The organism is Citrobacter sp. MNAZ 1397, from assembly GCF_023613995.1.
GTDB classification, from domain to species: domain Bacteria; phylum Pseudomonadota; class Gammaproteobacteria; order Enterobacterales; family Enterobacteriaceae; genus Phytobacter; species Phytobacter ursingii.
The window spans coordinates 1,804,254-1,823,529 of the sequence record NZ_JAKIVH010000001.1; the positions used below are offsets into that span (position 1 = coordinate 1,804,254).

Here is a 19,276-nt window from a genome sequence, read left to right on the forward strand (position 1 = left end):
ATGCCCAACCTGACCTTTTATCTTTCGCAGGAATACGCAGGCCGTTTCAGCGATCTTCCCGCGTTCACCCGCATCTGTAGCGACCTTTGTCGTGACATTCTTGCCGCAGAACCGGACAACATACATATCATCTTCATCACGGTTAAACCGGGGTGCGGGCATCCGGTCTATGCCGAACTGTTTTATCGCCTGACGACACAACGTACGCCTGAGGTGATGGAACATTTTATGCGCAAACTGGATAGCGCCACTCAGCAGGCCTGGGGATTCATGGCGCGTATTCGCTGTTTTGCATTTTCTGCTCCGCACCCGTATGCCCTAAACTGATTCCGAGGCCCTTATGAACCCTCCCTTCTTCCCGTCATGCCAGGTTGGTGATTTTCAGGTCACGGCGCTGAGCGACGGCTATATGTCCGCCAGTCTGGATTTGCTGTCAGGCATTGCAACGGCGGATGCCGCATCCATTCAGCGCCAGGCCGGCATCACAGAACCGGGAAATATCCATATCAACTGCTATCTTATCCGCGGTCGGGGGCGAACCCTACTGGTTGATGCCGGCACAGGCGGTGTAAACAATGCAGGGGGGCAACTTAAGGCCAACCTCGCAGCCGTCGGCGTCAGCCATAACGATGTGGACACCGTATTGTTAACGCACTGCCATCCGGATCACATTGGCGGCCTGCTTGATGCCGAAAGACGGCCTGTCTTTGAACATGCGCAACTCCTTATGCATTATCGCGAAGCGGAATACTGGCGGGATGATGAAAAGCTCAAAATGGCGAATGAGCGCGGACAGCGTAATTTCAGGCTGGCCCGTCAGACGCTGGATGCTTATGCAGGCAATGTCCGTCTCTTTAGCGAGGACAACATAACAGAGGACATTTCTCCGGTCTGGTTGCCGGGCCATACGCCGGGACATTCCGGGTTTCGCATTGATTCGGCTGAAAGAAGCTTACTGATATGGGGAGATATCGTTCACTATCCTTATATTCAGACAGCACACCCCACCGTGACCATCATGTTTGATGCCGATCCCGCTCAGGCCGAAGAGACCCGAAAAAAGATACTCGCACAAGCCGGGCGTGAAAAACTGCTGATTGCAGGTATGCATTTAGGCAACGCTGGCTTTGCCGGAGTTGTCAGAAATGAGACGGGCTACGCGCTTTCGTGCCCTGAGGAACGGAGATGACTTCCGGCGGTGTGTAGCGCCGATAGATGCAATGCCGTGGTTAAGCGCCCGGCGTTTTCCGGGCCTCTCATTACATGTTAAGCCGTGCCCTCCCCCTCAGGAGGGCACTGTTTTTATGCGCTGATGGTCAGAACGATTCCCAGTCAGAGCCACTCGCTGTTGACGTTGCGGGGCGCAGGCTGGCTTTGCCACGCACTGGCGCAGGTGTGTATTTCGGCTTAGCGGTCTCTGAATTCAGCTTGAACACGGAAACCAACTGTGCCAGTTGTTCGGCCTGTTGTTCCAGTGAGAGTGACGCCGCAGACGACTCCTGAACCAGCGCGGCGTTCTGCTGGGTGGTGGAATCCAGTTCCGTGACGGCTTTGCCAATCTGATCGATACCCCTGCTCTGCTCTTCCGAGGCGCTGGAAATCTCGTTCATGATCCCACTCACGTTGGTGACGGAGGAGACAATCTGCTCCATCGTCGTACCGGCTTTATTGGCCATTTCTGAACCGGTTGTGACGCGTTGCACGGACTCTTTTATCAGCCCTTCAATCTCTTTGGCGGCCTGCGCGCTACGTTGGGCAAGGCTTCTTACTTCCCCTGCCACCACCGCGAATCCGCGGCCCTGCTCGCCCGCACGCGCCGCCTCAACGGCAGCGTTAAGCGCCAGAATGTTGGTCTGGAACGAAATACCATTTATTACGCTGATAATATCGGTAATTTTGTTGGAGCTTTCGGTGATGGTTTCCATCGTGTTGACCACGTCCCAGACAATTTTACCGCCGGAACGTGCATGCTCTGCCGCCACGCCTGCAAGCTGGCTGGCTTCACGCGCATTGTCTGCATTGCGTTTAACCGTTGAGGTCAACTCTTCCATGCTCGCCGCCGTTTCAACTACCGCAGCAGACTGCTCTTCGGTGCGGGAAGCAAGGTCAGTATTGCCTGCGGAAATGTCCGACGAGGCATTTGCCACATGAATGACCGACTCCTTAATTTGGGTGATCATGTCACGAAGCTTATCGTTCATGACGCCCATTGCCATCGTAAGACGGCCCAGCTCATCGGTTGACTGCGGCTCAATGGTGGCGGTCAGGTCGCCTTGGGCAATACGTTCTGCCAGCGTCAGGTTGTGTTTAATCTGGCGGGTCATCTGGCGGGTAAGCAGCCAGGCTACCAGTAACCCTGTCAGCACTGCACAAACCGCGACGATGCCCATAATTATCATGACACGTTGAATAATATCGATATTTTTCTGAGTCTGACCAGTAACTAAATCATTAGTAACGGTATTAATTTTTTCTGCAACGCCGGTGAGTTCTGTCGCGGCACTCTGCGATTCCTTCAGGGCATTCGTATAAGCGACAACGTTCTCCTGCATTCCGTTCAGGAATGACTGTGCCATCTCTTTGTCTTCGCTGGTAAAAGTGACATTTTCAGAATGGATAACCTTCAACGCCTCATCATATTGCGCTTTAAAGGTATCCATCCCCTGCTTACCGGCGGATGATTGAATTTGATAAGCGGCCGCCCAAAGGCTATTGAGGCGATTAAGTAACGCAACCTCATCCTTTGAAACGTTTTCCTGCTGCTCAAGGCGGGAACTGAATTTATCCAGTACCGTTTTCAAAGTTGGCGATGTTAAATTCTGCGATTTTTCGACGGTCACCTGTTCGAGTTTAACGAAGGTGTCACGATGGGTGGCATAGTCAGGAATAGTACTGCGCAAGTCATCAAACAAAACGCGGGCATCACTGTCCCAGGTAAAGTCGAGACCCGTAATCGCTTTTTGATCCATCTTATCAATGGCGATTTTATTTGCCTGCAGTGATTTATCATCATGATTTAATTGATAAGTCAAACGGTTACGTCGCGCCGTATTAAGTTCGGTGCTGATTTCATTGATTAACTTGCCCTTTAAGGCATGCTCACGGATACTCGCGGACTGCTGAATACTGATGAGTGAGGACAAAACAATAATAACGATTAAAACTGCAAACCCGCCAAACAGCTTGGCAGCCACAGGCAGATTCTTTATTGACGGTAACAGCTTTGACATAGAAGTATCCTCGGTGATCTTTTTTAATTTTCAAAAGATGTTTTCATTTCACATCACATCCGAAAGCATTTTTTCATTTCTTTTTGAGGAGTCAGAAAAACCTGGCTATCACGTTACTTATCGTCAATGACGACATTTAATTTAATGAAAAAATCAAAAAAAAGACCGGGAGAAAATATATTCCACAAAAATGAACAATGTTGCATAAATAATGTGAGCAAGGCTGCACATTAATGTGTTCTTATCGTGGTAATCATGATCCTGCAAAGTTGTTTACGTCAGATAAAAGATAATTCGAAATTATAAGATATATTATACCCCCCTTATCTCCGGATATTCCGACATTAACGTTTGGCATGTGATTAATTATCATTTAGGACATTTTTCTGGGTGATATCAATAATATTAATCATTCAGCTATTGGCAACGCTGATTAACGCCTCCGGCAATCCTCTTTAGTCGTTTAGCCCTGACCTGACGAACCACACCTGTTTTACGGCGCGGTTCAACCAGACGCAATACCTCACTTTTGAGCGAACGGAAGGAATCACATAAAGCGGTCTGCTCCGCCGGACGCTTCAATTGTCTGTCCGGTAACAAACTGATTTCGTTCAGAAAGCAGGAAAGCCGTTATTGCCGCAATATCCTCAGGAAGCCCAAAACGCCCTACCGGGGTTTTCTCTTTACCCAACAACACCATCACCTCTTCGTCTGTTTTCCCCGCCAGCTCAGGACGGCGATGGCGGACATTTGGCAGCATATTCTGCGCCCAGTTATCCGTCGCGACAGCGCCCACGCCAATCGCATTGACCAGAATGCCTTCCGGCGCCACGCTCAGCGCTAAGCTACGGGTCAGGTTGTTGATGGCCGCGTTCAGGGCATGAGAGACGGAAAGCTGCGGGTTAGGATAAATACCGCCAATGGATGAAATATTAACGATACGTCCCCAGTTTCGTTTCTGCATACCTGGTATAACTGCCTTGCAAAAACGTCGCATCGCTGAAAATTTGGTCTCTGTCATTAATTGCCACTCTTCTTCCGACGTGGTTAACAGCGTGCCCGCATGCGCTCTCCCGGCATTATTGACCAATAAATCAACATGCTGGAAAACATTTTCCGCGCGTTCAACTACCCGAGCAGGGAGTGTGGGATCGGTTACATCCCCGGCGACCGGCAGCGTCGCCACGCCGTATTTATCGGCAATCTTCTTCGCGGCCATCATCAGGCCCGATTCTTGTCGGGATACCATCACTACATGCACCCCGTTCAGCGCCAGTTCTTCACAAATACTGAAACCAATTCCGCTTCGTGCCCCGGTGACCAGAGCCACCTTTCCAGTCAGTTTTAAATCCATACATTGCTCCTCATAGTAAACAGAGTTATCAGAACAATAGGAGTAACAAATCCCTTTTTCAGGGGCTTGCACGGCAGAATTCAGACGTCTGAAAAAAGTGCTCAAAGCGTTAAGCCTCCCCCTGCTTATACTGCGGCAACGTTGTATTCAGGGTAAGGAGTGGTCAATGTGTACCCATAACCACGCGCTTTCTTCGGCCAGGATTCTGATGCTGGCGATTATTTGCTGTATTGTGGTGGCGAATATTTATTTTAATCAATCCGTTCTGAATTTGATTGCGGGTTCCTTTCCCAATGAACGGGAAGCGGTTTCTTTGATCCCAATGGCCACCCAGACGGGCTATGCGGCGGGTTTATTCTTTCTCATCCCATTAGGCGATTATATTGAGCGTCAGCGGCTTATCCTGCGACAGGCGCAGGTACTTTTTCTGGCCCTGATCGGCATGATGTTATCCCCAACGGCGACGGTGCTGGTGTTCTTCTCTTTTATTACGGGTATGTCCGCAACCGTTGCCCAACAGATCGTGCCGCTTGCGGCCTCTCTCTCTGCTCCCTCTTCCCGGGGAAAAACGGTGGGTACTGTGATGAGCGGCGTTCTCGCCGGTATTCTTTCCGGGCGGGCGATTGGCGGTCTTATCGGACAGTATTTCGACTGGCGCGGCGTCTTTTTGTTCGGGGCGGTTATGACACTGCTGGCACTGTTTTTTATCTTGCGCATTTTGCCCTCTCAGTCGTTGCCCGCGCCAACATTTAACTACCTGACGCTATTACGTTCATTAGGACATCTATGGCAAAGCGAGCCGCAGGTACGTAATGCAACGCTTACCCAAGCCATGCTGTTTGCCTCGTTCAGCGTATTGTGGACCGTGCTGCCTTTTTGGTTAGCCCATCGCTACGGTTACGGCGCGGGGGTAACCGGAATGCTGGCAACCCTGGGATTAATCGGCATTCTTTGTGCGCCTGTGGCGGGAAGTTTCAGCGATCGTCGGGGGCCATTGTGGATGGTCGTTTTTGGTGTAGCCCTCATGCTGCTGGCCTGGATTGTTTTTTTAGGCTGGAACAATATGGCCGGAATGGTAGTGGGTATTTTGCTGCTGGATGCAGGCGAACAATGTGTATTAATCGCTAACCAGCATACTATTTACGCTTTGCGTCCGGATGCCAGAAACCGTCTCAATACTCTCTTTATGTGCGTTATGTTTATTGGTGGAGCCTGTGGTTCACTGACGGCCACCGGATTATGGGAAGCCACACATAACTGGACGTTGATTTCTTTAGCAGGCGGCGCATTTGTACTCAGCGGCATGTTACTTGCCGTAAGACGAAAAGATTAACGTTCTATTCGGGCACACAGGGTCAGCGCATTTTTGACATCCGTTGCCCTGTCTGAGGCATCGACATCCTGTAAAGCTTCCTGTAATAACTGCATAGCCGCGTCATTTTCCCCGGACTGGGCCTGCGCTGTCGCCAGCGAATACGCAATACGCAGGGCCCAACCGTAAGCCTGTTGCTGACGCGCTTTGTCCAGTGCCTGCGTTAGCGCTAAGCGCTGCTCTTGCGGAGATAATTGCATGGCGTAAAGCCGCATCAGCTCTGGTGCGCACCAGTTTTCTTGCCCCCGGCTGGTGGTTTGCTGCGCAAGGCCGACATCAATTTCAGACAACAAAGGGGAATACTGCCAGTCTAATCCCATCGCCCGCAGCGAGCTAAACAGTGTGGTTTGACTCACGGCGGTATGACGGAACTGTTGGGCCCAGACAAGAAACAGCTCGCCATAGGTCTTCCAGAAATACAAATCATGCTTTGCCGCCAGTTGAACCAGCCAATTTGCAGCCCTGACCACCCATCGTGGATGACGCTCCAGTGCCGCTGTCATGCAGGCTCCCTCGGCCAGCGCACAGCAGAGAGAACAGGCATGCTGCAAACGCGCGGCTTTTTTAACCCCGCGCCAGGCCATCTGTTTCGCGGCCTTATACTCCCCCTGAACCCAGAGTAAGCGTGACAAAAAAGCCATACCGGCGGTCTCCTGATCCAGACCGAAACGGAAGGAATGACTCATCTTCTCCTGCTCGTACCAGGCCAGAGATTGCAGCAGATAATCGCGGCCTTCGCTATGCTGCCCTAAAAAATGCAGCGATACGCCGAGAATACGCAGCCCGGCGGCATGGGCTTGCGCATCATTTATTTCCCGCGCCAGCTCGCACATAGACTGCGCATGTTCACGCGCGGTTTCCAGCCCCCCCGTGCGCAGGCAGTACAGCCATAAGCCGTAATGCGCCTGTAAACGCGTTTCGTTGTCGTCGAGCTTTTCTGCCAGCGCCAGTGCGGTTTGCCAGGCTGAATGGGTTTCAGAGGTAGGGCCTTTCGCCCAGGTTGATGCCTTACCTGCTGCGGCGCACAGATGCATTCTCTGATGTAACGTTAATTCAATCCGCGCACCCGGTTCATAGAGCAGAGGAGAAATATGACGCTGACACTCATCATAAAGTGAGTATTCAATCCAGAACGGCGTCATCGCCTGTAAGATCGCCACGCCTGTTGAGGCATCATGCCCTTCGACCAGGGTTTGCTGTAAAACACTACGCAAGTCATTCAGACCAGGGCGATAGCGTTCCCGCCACTGTTCCGTCGGCAAACTGAGCCAGTCATTCTGCGCCTGTTCCACCCGCACTTTATTGTAGTGGGCAAAATCGGCCGCCAGCGCGGTATATTCACCCTGCGCCCTGAGCTTCGCACAGGCGAATTGACGCATGGTTTCCAGCAGACGAAAACGCGTAACGGGTATCTGACTACTGACCTGAATCAGTGACAGGGACAACAACCGCTGTAAATCGTCAATAACCTGCCAGCGATGATTGTCGTTTGTAAGGAGAAAATCGCTGACAGATTCCACGCTGAATGTGTCGGTAAAAATGCCCAGCGTCCTGAATAACCGTTGCTCGCGTGCGTTGAGTAGCTGATAAGTCCACTCAAGGGTCGTCACTATTTTCTGATGTCTCGGTTCCAGAGAACCGTGGGTATTGCTCAATAACGGGAAACGGTCCTCCAGCCGATTATAAATCTCCCTGATACTCATAAATGGCAGACGTGAAGCCGCCAGTTCAATGGCCAACGGCAAGCCATCAAGGTGACGGCATAATTCGCCAATCAGCGCCAGTTCACGCTCAGAGGGATGGAAATCATGCTGGTTGGCCTGGACTCGCTCAATAAACAGACGGACGCTGGCAAAAGACATTAACGCGGCGTTATCGCTGCCCGTTTCTTGCGGGACTTGCAGTGGCGGGAGTAAATATTGTTGTTCGCCGGTAATCTGCAACGCCACCTGGCTGGTCAATAACAATTTGATCCGGGGAGCCAGCCTCAGAAGCAGCGTAATCAGCGGTTCCAGTTCACTCGTCACATGCTCACAGTTATCAATCAGCAGCAAACACTGGCGTCGCACCAGCTGTTGGCGTAAATCGGCATCATGCTGAACGCCGGATAATGGCAGGTGTAATGCCTGTGAAAAAACAGAGAGAACACTGGCGGCATCAGTAATATGCGCCAGCTCAACCACACAGAATCCATCCGGAAAGTGCGGGTGTAGAATGTTAACAACTTCCCATGCCAGACGCGTCTTCCCCACGCCCCCTGAACCGGTTATCGTCACCAGCGGGTGGTGAGTTAATAAATCACAGACCTCCTGTACCGCCTGGTCACGCCCTAAAATCGAGCTCAAAAAGGGGATAGCAACCGGGGTCGTTATTTCCGGGTCAGGGGAAGCCTGCAACGGCACGCCAGCGATGTTAAAACGATAGCCACAACCAAATTCAGTCACAAGAAGATGTCGATCGCGCCCCAACAGGCGGCGCAGCGCTGAAATTTGCGCCTGAAGATTATTCTCTTCGACGATTTCATTTCCCCACACCTGAGTCAGTAAAGACGCTTTACTGACCGCTTTACCGTCAGCCCTGACCAGAACAACCAGAACATCAAACGCTCTGGCAGATATTTTTACCGGCTTCCCCCGGTGCAGCAGGATCCTGAGCTGCGGCCATATCTGCCATTCAGCAAAGCGTACCTCATCGGTTGTTATCATCGTCCTGAGATCTTCTGTTTGTTAACCATCACACCTTCATAGCATGCGGGGAAAGTCATGATTAACGCAAGGATACAGGTAAGACCCTGCGATCGCCTGCCCGCCCGGAATTCAGACAACCTGACCTGAGTCGTTGATAATTATAGAGTCATCCCCCCTGTCGCATAGCTCTGTGATGTCGACGTCAACGCATCGGGTATCAGCCGATGCGTCATAAACAGGCGCCATTATCAGAAGTTCGTCAGTACAATTTTGCCCTGAATCCCCCCCATTGCAGCACGCTGATGGGCGGCGGAAGCCATTGCTAACGGATAGGTGCTATCAATAACAACCCGGATAAGTCCCGCTTCAAGAAGACGTCCTGCTTCATCTAATTGCGCGCCGCTGGAGCGTACCTGCGTGGAAGAGACCGTAATCCCTTTTTGGGCAGCCTCTTCCCTTGCGGTAAAACCCAACGGATTGACCAGAAAGAGCGCCCCGCCAGGCCTTATGCAACGCAGAAAACGATCCATATTTGCCCCACCCACCGCATCAAGAACCAGATCAACATTTCTGACGTCGTTCTCGGCGGCTGTTTTGGTGTAATCGATAAATTCATCTGCCCCCAGCTCACGCAACAGCGTTTCATGGCGCGAAGAGGCCACTGCAATCACCTTCGCCCCTTTCCAGCGGGCGATTTGCACGGCAAGGTGTCCCACGCCGCCGCCGGCACCATTGACCAGCACCGTCCGGCCTTGTAATGGCACCGCTTTATGCGCAAAAGGCTGGAAGGGATTCATCGCGTCATGCCCCGTTTCGATAAGAAACTGCCAGGCCGTGAGCAATGACATTGGCGCAGCGGCCGCCTGCACATGTCCAATCCCCCGGGGTTTGCGCGCCAGCTCTGATGAAGGAACGCTGACATACTCGGCATAGGCGCCACTGCCCGTCATCACGTTTTCAGGAAAACGCACCATCGAATAGACCTCATCTCCGGGGCGAAACGCCGTCACATTTTTACCGACCGCCGCAACAACGCCTGATATGTCCGTCCCCAAAATAAGTGGAAAAGCGGGATCGGGCCGCCATTCAGGTGGCAGTGTGCGAAAGCCGTCGCGCAGATACCAGTCAGGCGGGTTGAGGCTGGCTGCTTGCATATGCACAAGGACATCGTCGTTGCCCACTTGTGGCCGGGCTGTCTCTTCATAAAGCAGGTTTTCAGGCCCGCCAAACGCATGGAGTTGTACTGCTTTCATCATCTCAGTCATCATCATCTCGCTCTAAAAGACCTCAGGTGACAGAGCATAGGATCAATAACCCGGGTTGATAATATGGCTGGATTTCGCTTTACTTATGCCATGAAGGAACAAATCGGTTTAGACAGACTCACGGGTCTTATTGCATTCGCTCGCGCAGGCGCTCTGGGTAGCTACAGTGCCGCCGCCCGTTCGCTTTCTGTTTCCCCCTCTGCCATCAGTAAAAGTATTCAGCGGCTTGAGAAGCAGCTCGGCATCACCTTGTTCACCCGAACGACACGCTCGCTGGTGTTAACTGCCGAAGGGCGTGAATTGCACGAGCGGGCGCTACGATTATTACGGGATGCCGAGGAGATTGAACAGATAGCGAAACAGGCGCGTGCGGAGCCCGCTGGGATATTACGCATTGCGGCGTCACTGCCGGTGGGGATCCATGTGATTGCTCCTCTCCTTCCCGCCTTTTGCGCACGTTATCCAAAAGTGACGATTGATTTACGCCTGAGTGACCGGGTGGTCAGCCTCGTTGATGAGAATATTGATATTGCCATTCGACTTGGCGAGCTCGCGGATTCCAGCCTCCTGTTGCGTCGCCTTCCGCCCTATCAGATAGGTTGTTACGCCTCGCCTGAATATTTAGCCCGCTGCGCGCCTCCGCAACATCCCAATGATTTGTCCGGGCATACGACAATCAATCTGCGTTACCAAAATACAGGGCAGCTTTTTCGCTGGCCGTTTCGCGTCGGGGAGCGCGAGTTAGAAATGGTGCCGTCGTCCACGATCATTGCGGATACCAGCGAAGCGGTCATTGCCGCCATAGTTGCCGGCGCCGGGATCGGGATGGCCGCGAATTTTATGGCGGCGTCTCGGGTAAGCGAGAAAAAGCTTGTTCCCCTGCTCGGCGATTTTGCGGTGGAGCGGCGCGATCTGTCGGCTGTCTGGCACGAAAGCCGACGCGCCAATCCTGCGGTACGCGCTTTTCTGGATCATATGCTTACCCCTTTTTGAGCCACCGGCCTGTGGCGATAGCACAGAGTACGGAGCACACATCACGGGATCTCATTGGCAGGTTGCAGCAGACCAGCCTGACGCTGCCGCTTCGCCTGCTCTACCGTTACTCCGTGCTGCCTGCCTCATCGTTATAATGCTGGCTGCTTTTCAAATCGCTGACGGTAATGGCGCACCCGCTCAGCAAGATTGAACATAAGAGTGTAGCCAGAGTCAGATATTTCACTGTCAACTCCATTATTCCGCCAGAGGCTCTCCGCTGGACTGGGTTACGTATTTTCATTCAACCGAGTTGGCGGTGTGGAAACTCCACGGTCACCATGAGCCCACCCTCTGCAGACGTACTGAGGCTGACGTTGCTGCTGTGTTGCTGCGCAACCGCTTTGACGATGGCAAGCCCGAGGCCACTCCCGCTTTGTATCTGATTAGGATCGCGAAAAAATCGATCAAACACGCGCGCTCTCAATTCAACGGGAATACCCGGTCCGGCATCTGAGACACGTAGCTCAGTGGATTTATCTAACACGCGGACGTCTACCTCAACCCGTCCGCCCTCAGGGCTGTACTTGACGGCATTTTCAATGACGTTGTCGATCAGCGACATCAGGCGCTCCCTGACACCGGTAATCCAGGCATCATCATGAGAGTAGAATTCAAGCTCAACCCTGCGCTCCGCGGCCAGCGGCGCCAGAACAGCCATTCTCTCCTGGATAAGCGTCGTCAGCGCCACAGGCTCCATAACAGCATCCATGCGCGCTTCACTGTGCATCAACAGCAGCAATTGATTGACGAGACGCGCCGCACGGCTATTGCTGCGAATAATTCCCGCCAGCAACGCCTGTTGCCTGTCGCTGCTTACATAAGACTGCAAGGCCTCAACATTGATACGCATCGCCGCCAGGGGAGTACGCAGTTCGTGAGCGGCATCGGCAATAAAAACCCGTTCCCTTTCCGTGCTTTCTCGCACCCTGGCCAGAAACACATTGATCGCGTCAACCATCTGGCGAAGCTCTCTGTGCTTTGGCACCTCTTTTAAGGGAGAGAGATCGTCTGGCGTTCGTAAGGAAACTTCATTAACCACGTTGTTCCAGGGGCGCATTGCAATGCGGATGGATAACCACGCAGGAAACAAAAGAAAAGGAATGCACACCAGCAGCGGCAATATGTAGTAGCCACGCGAATTAAGGTAAAAAAAGAAATTCCAGCCTGCGGCGGGGGTAACAAGCGTTACCTCAACATCCGCGTTATCTGACTTTAATGTACGACTGGTCCAAAAGCGCCCCTCACTCTGAATACGCTGAATTTCCCCAATTCGGGTATTTGTTACCGCGGTTGGCGCGCCAGCAGATGAATAAATTAGCGCTTTATTCTGGCGAACAATCAGGCTGATTGAGAGCGCTGGATCTTCACCGCCGCCATACCCTTCCCGCAACGCCTTACTGAACGCGTCAAGAACGACAGTTCTCTCCTGCGGGCGCTCGCTCATACTCTGAACCAGGGTAAAAACGATGTCGTAAGTCTTACTGCCCGTCAGTATCGAAGGGCTGCGCAAATCCTCCCACAAAACGAAGGTCAGAAAGAGAGACCACAGGAGTGTAAGCAGCAGCATCTGGGCGACCATAATTCGCCGGACCAGCGTTGGGTGCCTCAGATTGCGCCAAAAATTTCGCATCAACCGTCCCCTTTCTGGATCGGCACGGTATCAATCACATACCCGACGCCCCTCACCGTTCTCACATAGCCTTCGCCAATTTTGCGCCGCAAATTGCCCATATGCACATCAAGAGCATTGCTCATATTTTCTTTTGAGCCGAATACTCTCTCTTCCAGAAACCTACGTGTCAGCACGCGATCGGTGCGCAACATTAAAATTTCAAGTAGGGCATATTCACTTGCCGTCAGTTCAATATTACGTGCGCTGACTGTCACGCGTCGGGTCGGCACATGGAGCGTTAAGCCACGAATGTCTATCACCTCATCCCGAAAACCGTAACTGCGTCGCGCAAGTGCCCGTACCCTTGCCAGTAACTCAGCGAGAACAAAAGGTTTGACGAGATAATCATCCGCCCCGGCATCCAGCCCACTCAGGCGATCCTGCAGCGTACCTCGTGCTGTCAGGATGATGACGGGAATCCCTTTGAGCTGCTGGCGCATGTACGCCATCAGGCTCATGCCATCGCCGTCGGGCAGTCCAAGGTCGAGCAGCACAAGTTCTGGCACGCAGGCATCGATTTGATGCAGCGCATCCTCTTTGCGGCGAACCCATATAACATCAAACCCTTGATCCGCAAGCGCAATACGTACGCCGTTGCCGAGATCCAGGTCGTCTTCGATTAGGAGTATTTTCACAATAATGACTGTATCAACAGTGAATGAAGATCGTCTGAAGAAAAACGGTATCAGGAAATCTATCAGGTTTGCCGCAGCGGTACGCGCTTCAGTCTTTCTTCATTTTTGGCTCATAAGAACTTTAGGGGGAGCAGGCACACTGAGCGTTCTGGCGTGTAACAACGTCAGTATCGTAATCAGTTGAATCTACAAGGACTTCTTTAATGAAAAATATAAACCTGCATCCTGAGTCCCCCTGTTCATTTCCGTGCCGCAGCCTGAAAAAAATGGTGCCGGGCGTTGTCCTGGCATTACTGACCACCCCGGTACTGGCGGCGGAACAGAAACAGAGCAACGAATTGACCCTGGGTGGAGGCGTGGATGTTGCGCCCTACTATTCGGGTTCGGATAAAAGTCGTGTCACCACTGCCCTGGTACTTGATTACGCTATGACAAATGGTCTCTTCGTCAGCACTACGCGCGGTCTCGGTTACGGCAACAACATCGGCAAATTTAACTACAGCGCAGCGCTGAGTTACCGTGCAGGCCGTAAAGATCGTGACGTGGACAGCGACTCGATAAACGGAGGCAGCGATTATTTGCGCGGTATGGGCGATATCAAAGGTTCAGCTATCGGTGTACCGACCCTGGGATATGGGGTGACCGACTGGCTTAATGTGCAATTGCAGGCTGAGGTGCCTCTTTCTGAGCGAGACAATGGCACGGCCCTGCATTTTGGTATTGTCAGCCCGCTCTATAAGTCAGCGAAAAACTCCGTGACGCTGGCGTTAACCGGCAGTTGGGGGACGAGCAAGTATATGCAGACTTACTACGGGGTAAGCGCATCACAGTCGGTCGCATCAGGCTTTACGCGATATGATGCCGGTTCCGGCATTTATGCCTGGTCAACGAATATTGACTGGACGTATAAGGTTAATCAGGACTGGAGCGTGATTACCGAAGCTGGCTTTACGCAGTTGACGGGGGATGCACGTAATAGCCCCATTGTTCAACGTGAAGCATCGCCCACCGGAAGCCTGAAGGTGACATACCGTTTCTGATCGCTATTCGCGGTGCGTTTCCGGCAAACTTATGGCTATGCAATCTCAATGAATCCCTTTCGCGCCGTCCCGGCTCAGATGACGGGGGGCGCTACTTCGGATGTTCTGTGAGTCATGGCCACGCTGAAATAACGTGGCCGGCGGGCCCGAGGGCTTCCGGCAATCATTTAGCGTAGCGTGATTTCAGTCTGTGGCGCGTTAAGTGCAGCGTTGAACAGGTGTTTACCCGGGCCTGTAAGCCATTGATCCAGTTTCATCATCTCACCGAACACCTTCTCCAGTGCCGGAATAAATGTCCCATACCTGTGAGCCCTTTTCCGGCTGCGCCGGACGAGGAATAAACAAGATGGCTAACGCCGGTCGCAAGGGCACTGTCAGCGATGGCTTTTCCCTGAATGATCTCCTGCTCATCGCTTATTTCTCCCCGCGGAGAGCTGGTCTGAACGCTGAAAACGCCTTTAATACCTTCCATAGCGTGTTCAATGGAAGCCCTGTCAAAAAGATTACCAATCGCGAGCGTGATCCCTGCGGCCCTCAAAGCCTGAGCCTTTTCGCTATGTGGATCCCGTACAAAGGCCCTGACTTCCCGACCCTGCGCAATTACCCGGAGCTTCCTCCTCGGGTGGAATATCAATTGACTGACCGTGGCCATTCGATGCTGAAACCTCTCGCCGGGTTCACCGCCTGGATCAGGGATACATGGCAGGATATTGAGGCTTCCCGAAAAGCCTTTGATGAGGCGGCTGAAAAAAAGACGACATCGTCCCGTTAATTCAGCGCGATAAGTGAACGTTGTTAAAAGTCTTCTTTGTCCATCAACAGGGAACTGGTCACCAGTCAGGATGACATCTCAGCGGCCCTTTCGCGGGCCTGCTGGTTCGTGATTAATTTATCAGATGCCTGCCTGAGCGAGATGACTCTCCCTCAATGAGAAATTGAGCCTGGCATTTTTGGCATTACGTCATTATAAGTACACATACTCGATGTCACTTACGCTACCTGATGAGCAATTTTATGAATGAAAACAATGTCTGGAACAAGGCCTATACACTCGCGGTAAGAAGCAAGCCGAAAGCAATCTGGCAAGCCTTTATTGACACCGATAACTGGAAGCAATGGAACCCCGGCGTAACGTCAATCACTATCGAGGGGCCATTTCAGACGGGAACCTGGTTCACTATGGCGTTACCCGACGGGGATATTATCCGTAGTCAGCTTACCGATGTTTCTGAGGAAAAATATTTCATTGATGAGACCTGGCTGGATGAAACACGGGTCAAAGTTGAACATCGCATTGAGGAATCCGGCCCCGATCAGAGTACCTTGATTTATGCTATCAGCGCCCTGGGGCCGCAGGCGAAGGCTTTCGGAGAGGGCGTCAGCGCGGACTTCCCGGAGGTGATGGAGGGACTGGCTAAGTACCTCGCCGCAACCGGTTCGATGTAAATGACACCGAAAAGCAATAAGCCCCTCCCCGGCTCTTTCGAAGGGACGGATGATAACCCTGGCTGAATCGCCACGGATAATGTAATCACTCCCGGGCCGTTGATGAACTGGTCCCCCCGCTGTGGACATAAAGACGGCAGGTTGACGCTTAAGATGTCGGCTATGAGTGAGGAGCAGGAATTAACGTTCATCATCAATAGCCGAGAAGCACGGTAGTCAACTAACAGAATGACTATCAAAGTCGTGGCGATTCACTGCTTGCGTTGACGTGACACGAATAACGTTTGCGTCTGACACAAACAGCGCAATCTCGCCTGCGGAAACGAGGAGCGAAAGACTATTCTCCTCCTCATCATCAATACATTACTCTGCGGCGCGCCTGCCCTGAAATAATGGCCTTATTCGACAATCTGCTTCGCAGAAGCTATAAGCGAAAGGCTTAATCAGTCCCTCAAAGAGTCAGTTCATAAACGACGCAGGGCACATCATAATGCTCTTCAATTGCCTTATACGTCATGCCAAGGCGCTGCATGACGCGATGCGAGGGAATATTGTCAGGATCGGCAACCGCAACCAGATACGTTGTACCTGTCCGCTCTACCGCGAAAGCAATAATCGCTTTGGCGGCTTCGGTGGCATAACCTTTGCCATGATGTTCCGGGACGAGACGCCAGCCAATCTCTAATGGCGCGCCATCGACGCTTGCCAGATGCTGGAGGCAGGCTGCGCCAACGATCTCTTTGGACGCTTTCTCTTTGATAACCCACCATGAGTACCCGTATTGCTCCCAGCGGGCCTGGACACGTCTGATACCTTCCCAGGTTTCTTCCGGTGTTTTAGCAATACCCTGGTTGATATAACGCATCACACGGGTATCGCTATCCATTCTTCTTAAGCCTTCGTAGTGTGAGTCATTATAAGGTTCAAGCGTTAGACGCGCGGTGTCTAATTCCATCTGAGATTCCTTGTTACGTAAAGGTGTTTGCTTCGGTGACCTGTTCATCCTGAATCAACATATCACGATGCCATCACCGCGTACGAACAGTCGCGTTGCCATGTCTGCCCGGACGCTGTACTTATTGCATCTGCATCGATCCATCCTGACTGCTGAGTGGGTCGTCGCCCTCTTCATTCGAACGGACCCGAAAATGAGTCGAATTGTCAGAACGCCTTCTCCCCGGGGTTTTTCAACATAAAGACAAGCAGCATACTGCAGGCAATGACCCCTGCTGCCAGTAACGCCAGTCCCTGAAAACCTGTAATGGCTAACGCCTGTCCCCCTGCAAGCGCACCGGTTCCAATCGCTGCGTTGAAAATGGCGACGTAGATGGCTGACGCGGGTTGTGCGGCATCACCGGCGCTATGAAGTAACCACGTCTGTAATCCGACGAACACAACCGAGATACCTGCCCCCCACATGGCAAGCAGCATACCCATTAACCAGAATGGAAGCGGTGCGACGCTGCCCATGCCAAGCATACCGAGCGCAACCGCGCTCAGGAGCAGCGAAGTGAAAATAAGGCTTTTAAGATGCAGGTCAATCAGCTTACCGGCAATCATATTGCCTGCCAGGCCCGAAAGTCCGAACAACAGCAGCAGACCTGATACGCAAGCCGCTGGCACAGCATGGACGTTCATCAGCAGCGGTTCCAGGTAGGTGAAGGCTGCAAAATGAGCCGAAATAATGCAGGCCGTTGCACAATACAGGGATATGAGCACGGGGTTTTTGAATATCCCGCAGTAAAGACGCAGCCTTAATGGTTGAGGCGCCGCCAGTGTGGGAAGCGTCCAGAATAACGCGCAGGCGGCAGCCAGCGCCAAAAACGAAATGAGCATAAATGCGTTGCGCCACCCGGCCAGACTTGCAATAAAACTCGACAAAGGCACACCCAGAACGCTGGCAGCCGAGACGCCGCCAAAAATGATGGAGGTGGCAAGTCCAAGCTTTTCAGCCGGAACAAGCTGGGCGGCGACGATGCCAATCAATGCCCAGAAAGCTCCGTGCGCTACAGCGCCGACCATGCGTGCACTCATCAAGGTGCTCATGGAGGAGGAACAGGTCGCTGCCACACAGGAAAGTGCAAGAATAAACATCAGGCTAACAAGCAGAGCCTTTCGGGAAATACGCGCAGGTATCGCTGCCGAAAGCAACGCCGCGAGCGCGCCAACCCAGCCATAAGCGGTCACGACCAGACCCGCTGCGGATTCGGTCTGATTCAAATCCTTTGCTAACGTACTGAGCATACCCACCGGCGCAAGCTCGCTTGTCACGATGGAAAATGCACTGATCCCGAGTACGGTTACTGCCAGCCATGTGCGCACAGGCACGGAATTTACATGTACAGCCGTTTCATTCATAAAATAAATACTCTTAAAAAAGGGAAATTTCTCTGCGGCGTTTTTCAGCGACTGATTTCAGGCATTCGCGCCTTTGATTCCGTCCGGCGAGCCTCGTTCTGCGGCAAGGTCGGTTACCTTGAGCGATGGCATCAGTTCAGGTTTTTGCATGTTTATCTCCTTATGGGAACTGCAGTATTAACTTGTTAAAATCGATAAAATAGACCTGAAAATGGAGAGCCGTTTTCCATAAACGGAAAAACTATGAGTGCCAATTTTAACTGGGACGATACGCGGATTTTTCTGGCAATCGCCCGTGCAGGAACCTTGAGCGGCGCAGCAGAAGCAATGGAAATGGGCATCGCCACAATATCGAGAAGGCTGGACAGGCTTGAGCAGTCACTGTCCGTGCCGCTTTTCAGCAGACATCAAAGCGGATACCGGTTGACGGATGATGGTGAGGCCCTGGTGGAACAGGCAGAAGCGCTGGAATATGCCGGTCTCGCTTTTGCTGAGAAGGCTAAATTACAGGGTAATGTCGCAGGACTTGTCCGGCTGGCGACATCAGACAATCTGGCAACCCATTTTATTCTGCCTTCGCTGGAAGGGCTTATGAACACCTATCCGGAACTGCGGGTCGACGTGCTCAGCGGCGTGCAATCAGTGAATCTGCACCGAAGAGATGCCGATTTAGCGATACGTATGGTGAAACCTGACAGCGGAAATCTGACGTTAAAGCGTCTGGGAACCGTGGGGTTTGGATTGTACGGTTCTGATGCCTATCTAAAAAAAGTGCCTGGCGGGCCTGCGGGCTTATCTTTACCTCACGCGCACTATGTAGGCTGGCCGGAATCACACCAGCATCTGCCTGCTGCGCGGTGGATAACGCGTATGCTTCGCGGCAGGCCATGCCGTCTGGAAGCAAACACCCTTGCAGCCCAGGTCTCCGCGGTTTTAGCAGGCCTCGGTTTAGGCGTTTTGCCACACTTTATGGCAAGGCAAAACGGTCTGCGTTGCGTTAATCCTGATCCTGGCGTGGATCAGGCGTTATGGCTGGTGATGCATTCAGACTTAGCGGGGTCACGGCGGGTAAGAGTGGTTGCGGACCACTTAATTGCCTTATTTGATGAACATAAAGCGTACCTGGCATTGCCCTGATTTTTGATGACAGAGCGTTTTCTGCATGTCAGATGAAAATTGAGA

17 protein-coding genes are annotated in these 19,276 nt (G+C 52.4%); 8 read left to right on the forward strand and 9 right to left on the reverse strand.

The genetic code is table 11. The annotated features are described in order from the left end of the window. Nucleotides 1–327 (forward strand): hypothetical protein, encoded by a 327-nt coding sequence (locus tag L2097_RS08345; protein WP_085007123.1) that lies wholly within the window; start codon nucleotides 1–3, stop codon nucleotides 325–327. A 13-nt stretch (nucleotides 328–340) separates the two neighbouring features. Then, complete coding sequence (locus tag L2097_RS08350; protein WP_250352575.1) at nucleotides 341–1,189, forward strand: MBL fold metallo-hydrolase; 849 nt, start codon at nucleotides 341–343, stop codon at nucleotides 1,187–1,189. 127 nt (nucleotides 1,190–1,316) lie between these two features. Here the strand turns inward: L2097_RS08350 and L2097_RS08355 are convergent, their stop codons facing one another. Together L2097_RS08355 and L2097_RS08360 are read right to left on the reverse strand one after the other, a co-directional pair. Beyond that, nucleotides 1,317–3,230, reverse strand: a complete 1,914-nt coding sequence (locus L2097_RS08355; protein WP_250352576.1) for a methyl-accepting chemotaxis protein — start codon at nucleotides 3,228–3,230, stop codon at nucleotides 1,317–1,319. Nucleotides 3,231–3,777: 547 nt separating this feature from the next. Further along, nucleotides 3,778–4,584, reverse strand: coding sequence for an SDR family NAD(P)-dependent oxidoreductase (locus tag L2097_RS08360; protein ID WP_250352577.1), 807 nt, complete (start codon nucleotides 4,582–4,584; stop codon nucleotides 3,778–3,780). Between the two features lie 166 nt (nucleotides 4,585–4,750). On the opposite strand from L2097_RS08360, the gene L2097_RS08365 reads away from it, so the two are divergent. Then, a complete protein-coding gene (locus L2097_RS08365; protein ID WP_250352578.1) occupies nucleotides 4,751–5,917 on the forward strand; it encodes an MFS transporter in 1,167 nt (388 codons plus the stop codon). Here the strand turns inward: L2097_RS08365 and L2097_RS08370 are convergent. Then, the gene (locus L2097_RS08370) at nucleotides 5,914–8,661 is read right to left on the reverse strand and encodes an ATP-binding protein (protein WP_250352579.1); all 2,748 of its coding nucleotides are present in this window, start codon (nucleotides 8,659–8,661) and stop codon (nucleotides 5,914–5,916) included. The two genes, L2097_RS08365 and L2097_RS08370, sit on opposite strands and share 4 nt — an antisense overlap. Nucleotides 8,662–8,891: 230 nt before the next feature. Beyond that, nucleotides 8,892–9,908 (reverse strand): NADP-dependent oxidoreductase, encoded by a 1,017-nt coding sequence (locus L2097_RS08375; protein WP_250353147.1) that lies wholly within the window; start codon nucleotides 9,906–9,908, stop codon nucleotides 8,892–8,894. 90 nt (nucleotides 9,909–9,998) lie between these two features. On the opposite strand from L2097_RS08375, the gene L2097_RS08380 reads away from it, so the two are divergent. Further along, the gene (locus tag L2097_RS08380) at nucleotides 9,999–10,901 is read left to right on the forward strand and encodes a LysR family transcriptional regulator (protein ID WP_250353148.1); all 903 of its coding nucleotides are present in this window, start codon (nucleotides 9,999–10,001) and stop codon (nucleotides 10,899–10,901) included. 283 nt (nucleotides 10,902–11,184) lie between these two features. On the opposite strand, the gene L2097_RS08385 is transcribed toward L2097_RS08380, so the two are convergent. Then, on the reverse strand, nucleotides 11,185–12,573 hold the full coding sequence (locus L2097_RS08385; RefSeq protein WP_250352580.1) for a sensor histidine kinase: 1,389 nt from the start codon (nucleotides 12,571–12,573) through the stop codon (nucleotides 11,185–11,187). After that, on the reverse strand, nucleotides 12,573–13,250 hold the full coding sequence (locus L2097_RS08390; RefSeq protein WP_085007112.1) for a response regulator: 678 nt from the start codon (nucleotides 13,248–13,250) through the stop codon (nucleotides 12,573–12,575). The genes L2097_RS08385 and L2097_RS08390 overlap by 1 nt, the downstream gene beginning before the upstream one ends. Nucleotides 13,251–13,453: 203 nt before the next feature. Between L2097_RS08390 and L2097_RS08395 the strand changes: the two genes are divergently transcribed. Beyond that, nucleotides 13,454–14,290 (forward strand): MipA/OmpV family protein, encoded by an 837-nt coding sequence (locus L2097_RS08395; RefSeq protein ID WP_250352581.1) that lies wholly within the window; start codon nucleotides 13,454–13,456, stop codon nucleotides 14,288–14,290. 256 nt (nucleotides 14,291–14,546) lie between these two features. Here L2097_RS08395 and L2097_RS25765 read toward each other — a convergent pair whose 3' ends face one another. Continuing rightward, entirely contained in the window at nucleotides 14,547–14,942 is a 396-nt protein-coding gene (locus L2097_RS25765) for an NmrA family NAD(P)-binding protein (protein ID WP_350028994.1), read from the reverse strand. Between L2097_RS25765 and L2097_RS25770 the strand changes: the two genes are divergently transcribed. Both L2097_RS25770 and L2097_RS08405 read left to right on the forward strand, forming a co-directional pair. Further along, on the forward strand, nucleotides 14,847–15,062 hold the full coding sequence (locus L2097_RS25770; protein WP_350028995.1) for a winged helix-turn-helix transcriptional regulator: 216 nt from the start codon (nucleotides 14,847–14,849) through the stop codon (nucleotides 15,060–15,062). The two genes, L2097_RS25765 and L2097_RS25770, sit on opposite strands and share 96 nt — an antisense overlap. A gap of 242 nt (nucleotides 15,063–15,304) precedes the next feature. Beyond that, nucleotides 15,305–15,736, forward strand: coding sequence for an SRPBCC family protein (locus tag L2097_RS08405; protein ID WP_250352583.1), 432 nt, complete (start codon nucleotides 15,305–15,307; stop codon nucleotides 15,734–15,736). Between the two features lie 451 nt (nucleotides 15,737–16,187). Here the strand turns inward: L2097_RS08405 and L2097_RS08410 are convergent, their stop codons facing one another. Both L2097_RS08410 and L2097_RS08415 read right to left on the reverse strand, forming a co-directional pair. Further along, nucleotides 16,188–16,691, reverse strand: coding sequence for a GNAT family N-acetyltransferase (locus tag L2097_RS08410; RefSeq protein ID WP_250352584.1), 504 nt, complete (start codon nucleotides 16,689–16,691; stop codon nucleotides 16,188–16,190). Nucleotides 16,692–16,897: 206 nt separating this feature from the next. Then, nucleotides 16,898–18,094: an MFS transporter gene (locus tag L2097_RS08415; RefSeq protein WP_250352585.1), complete on the reverse strand. Its 1,197-nt coding sequence runs from the start codon at nucleotides 18,092–18,094 to the stop codon at nucleotides 16,898–16,900. A 243-nt stretch (nucleotides 18,095–18,337) separates the two neighbouring features. Here L2097_RS08415 and L2097_RS08420 point away from each other — a divergent pair, with 243 nt between their 5' ends. Next, entirely contained in the window at nucleotides 18,338–19,231 is an 894-nt protein-coding gene (locus tag L2097_RS08420) for a LysR family transcriptional regulator (protein ID WP_085007105.1), read from the forward strand. Nucleotides 19,232–19,276 lie beyond the last annotated feature (45 nt).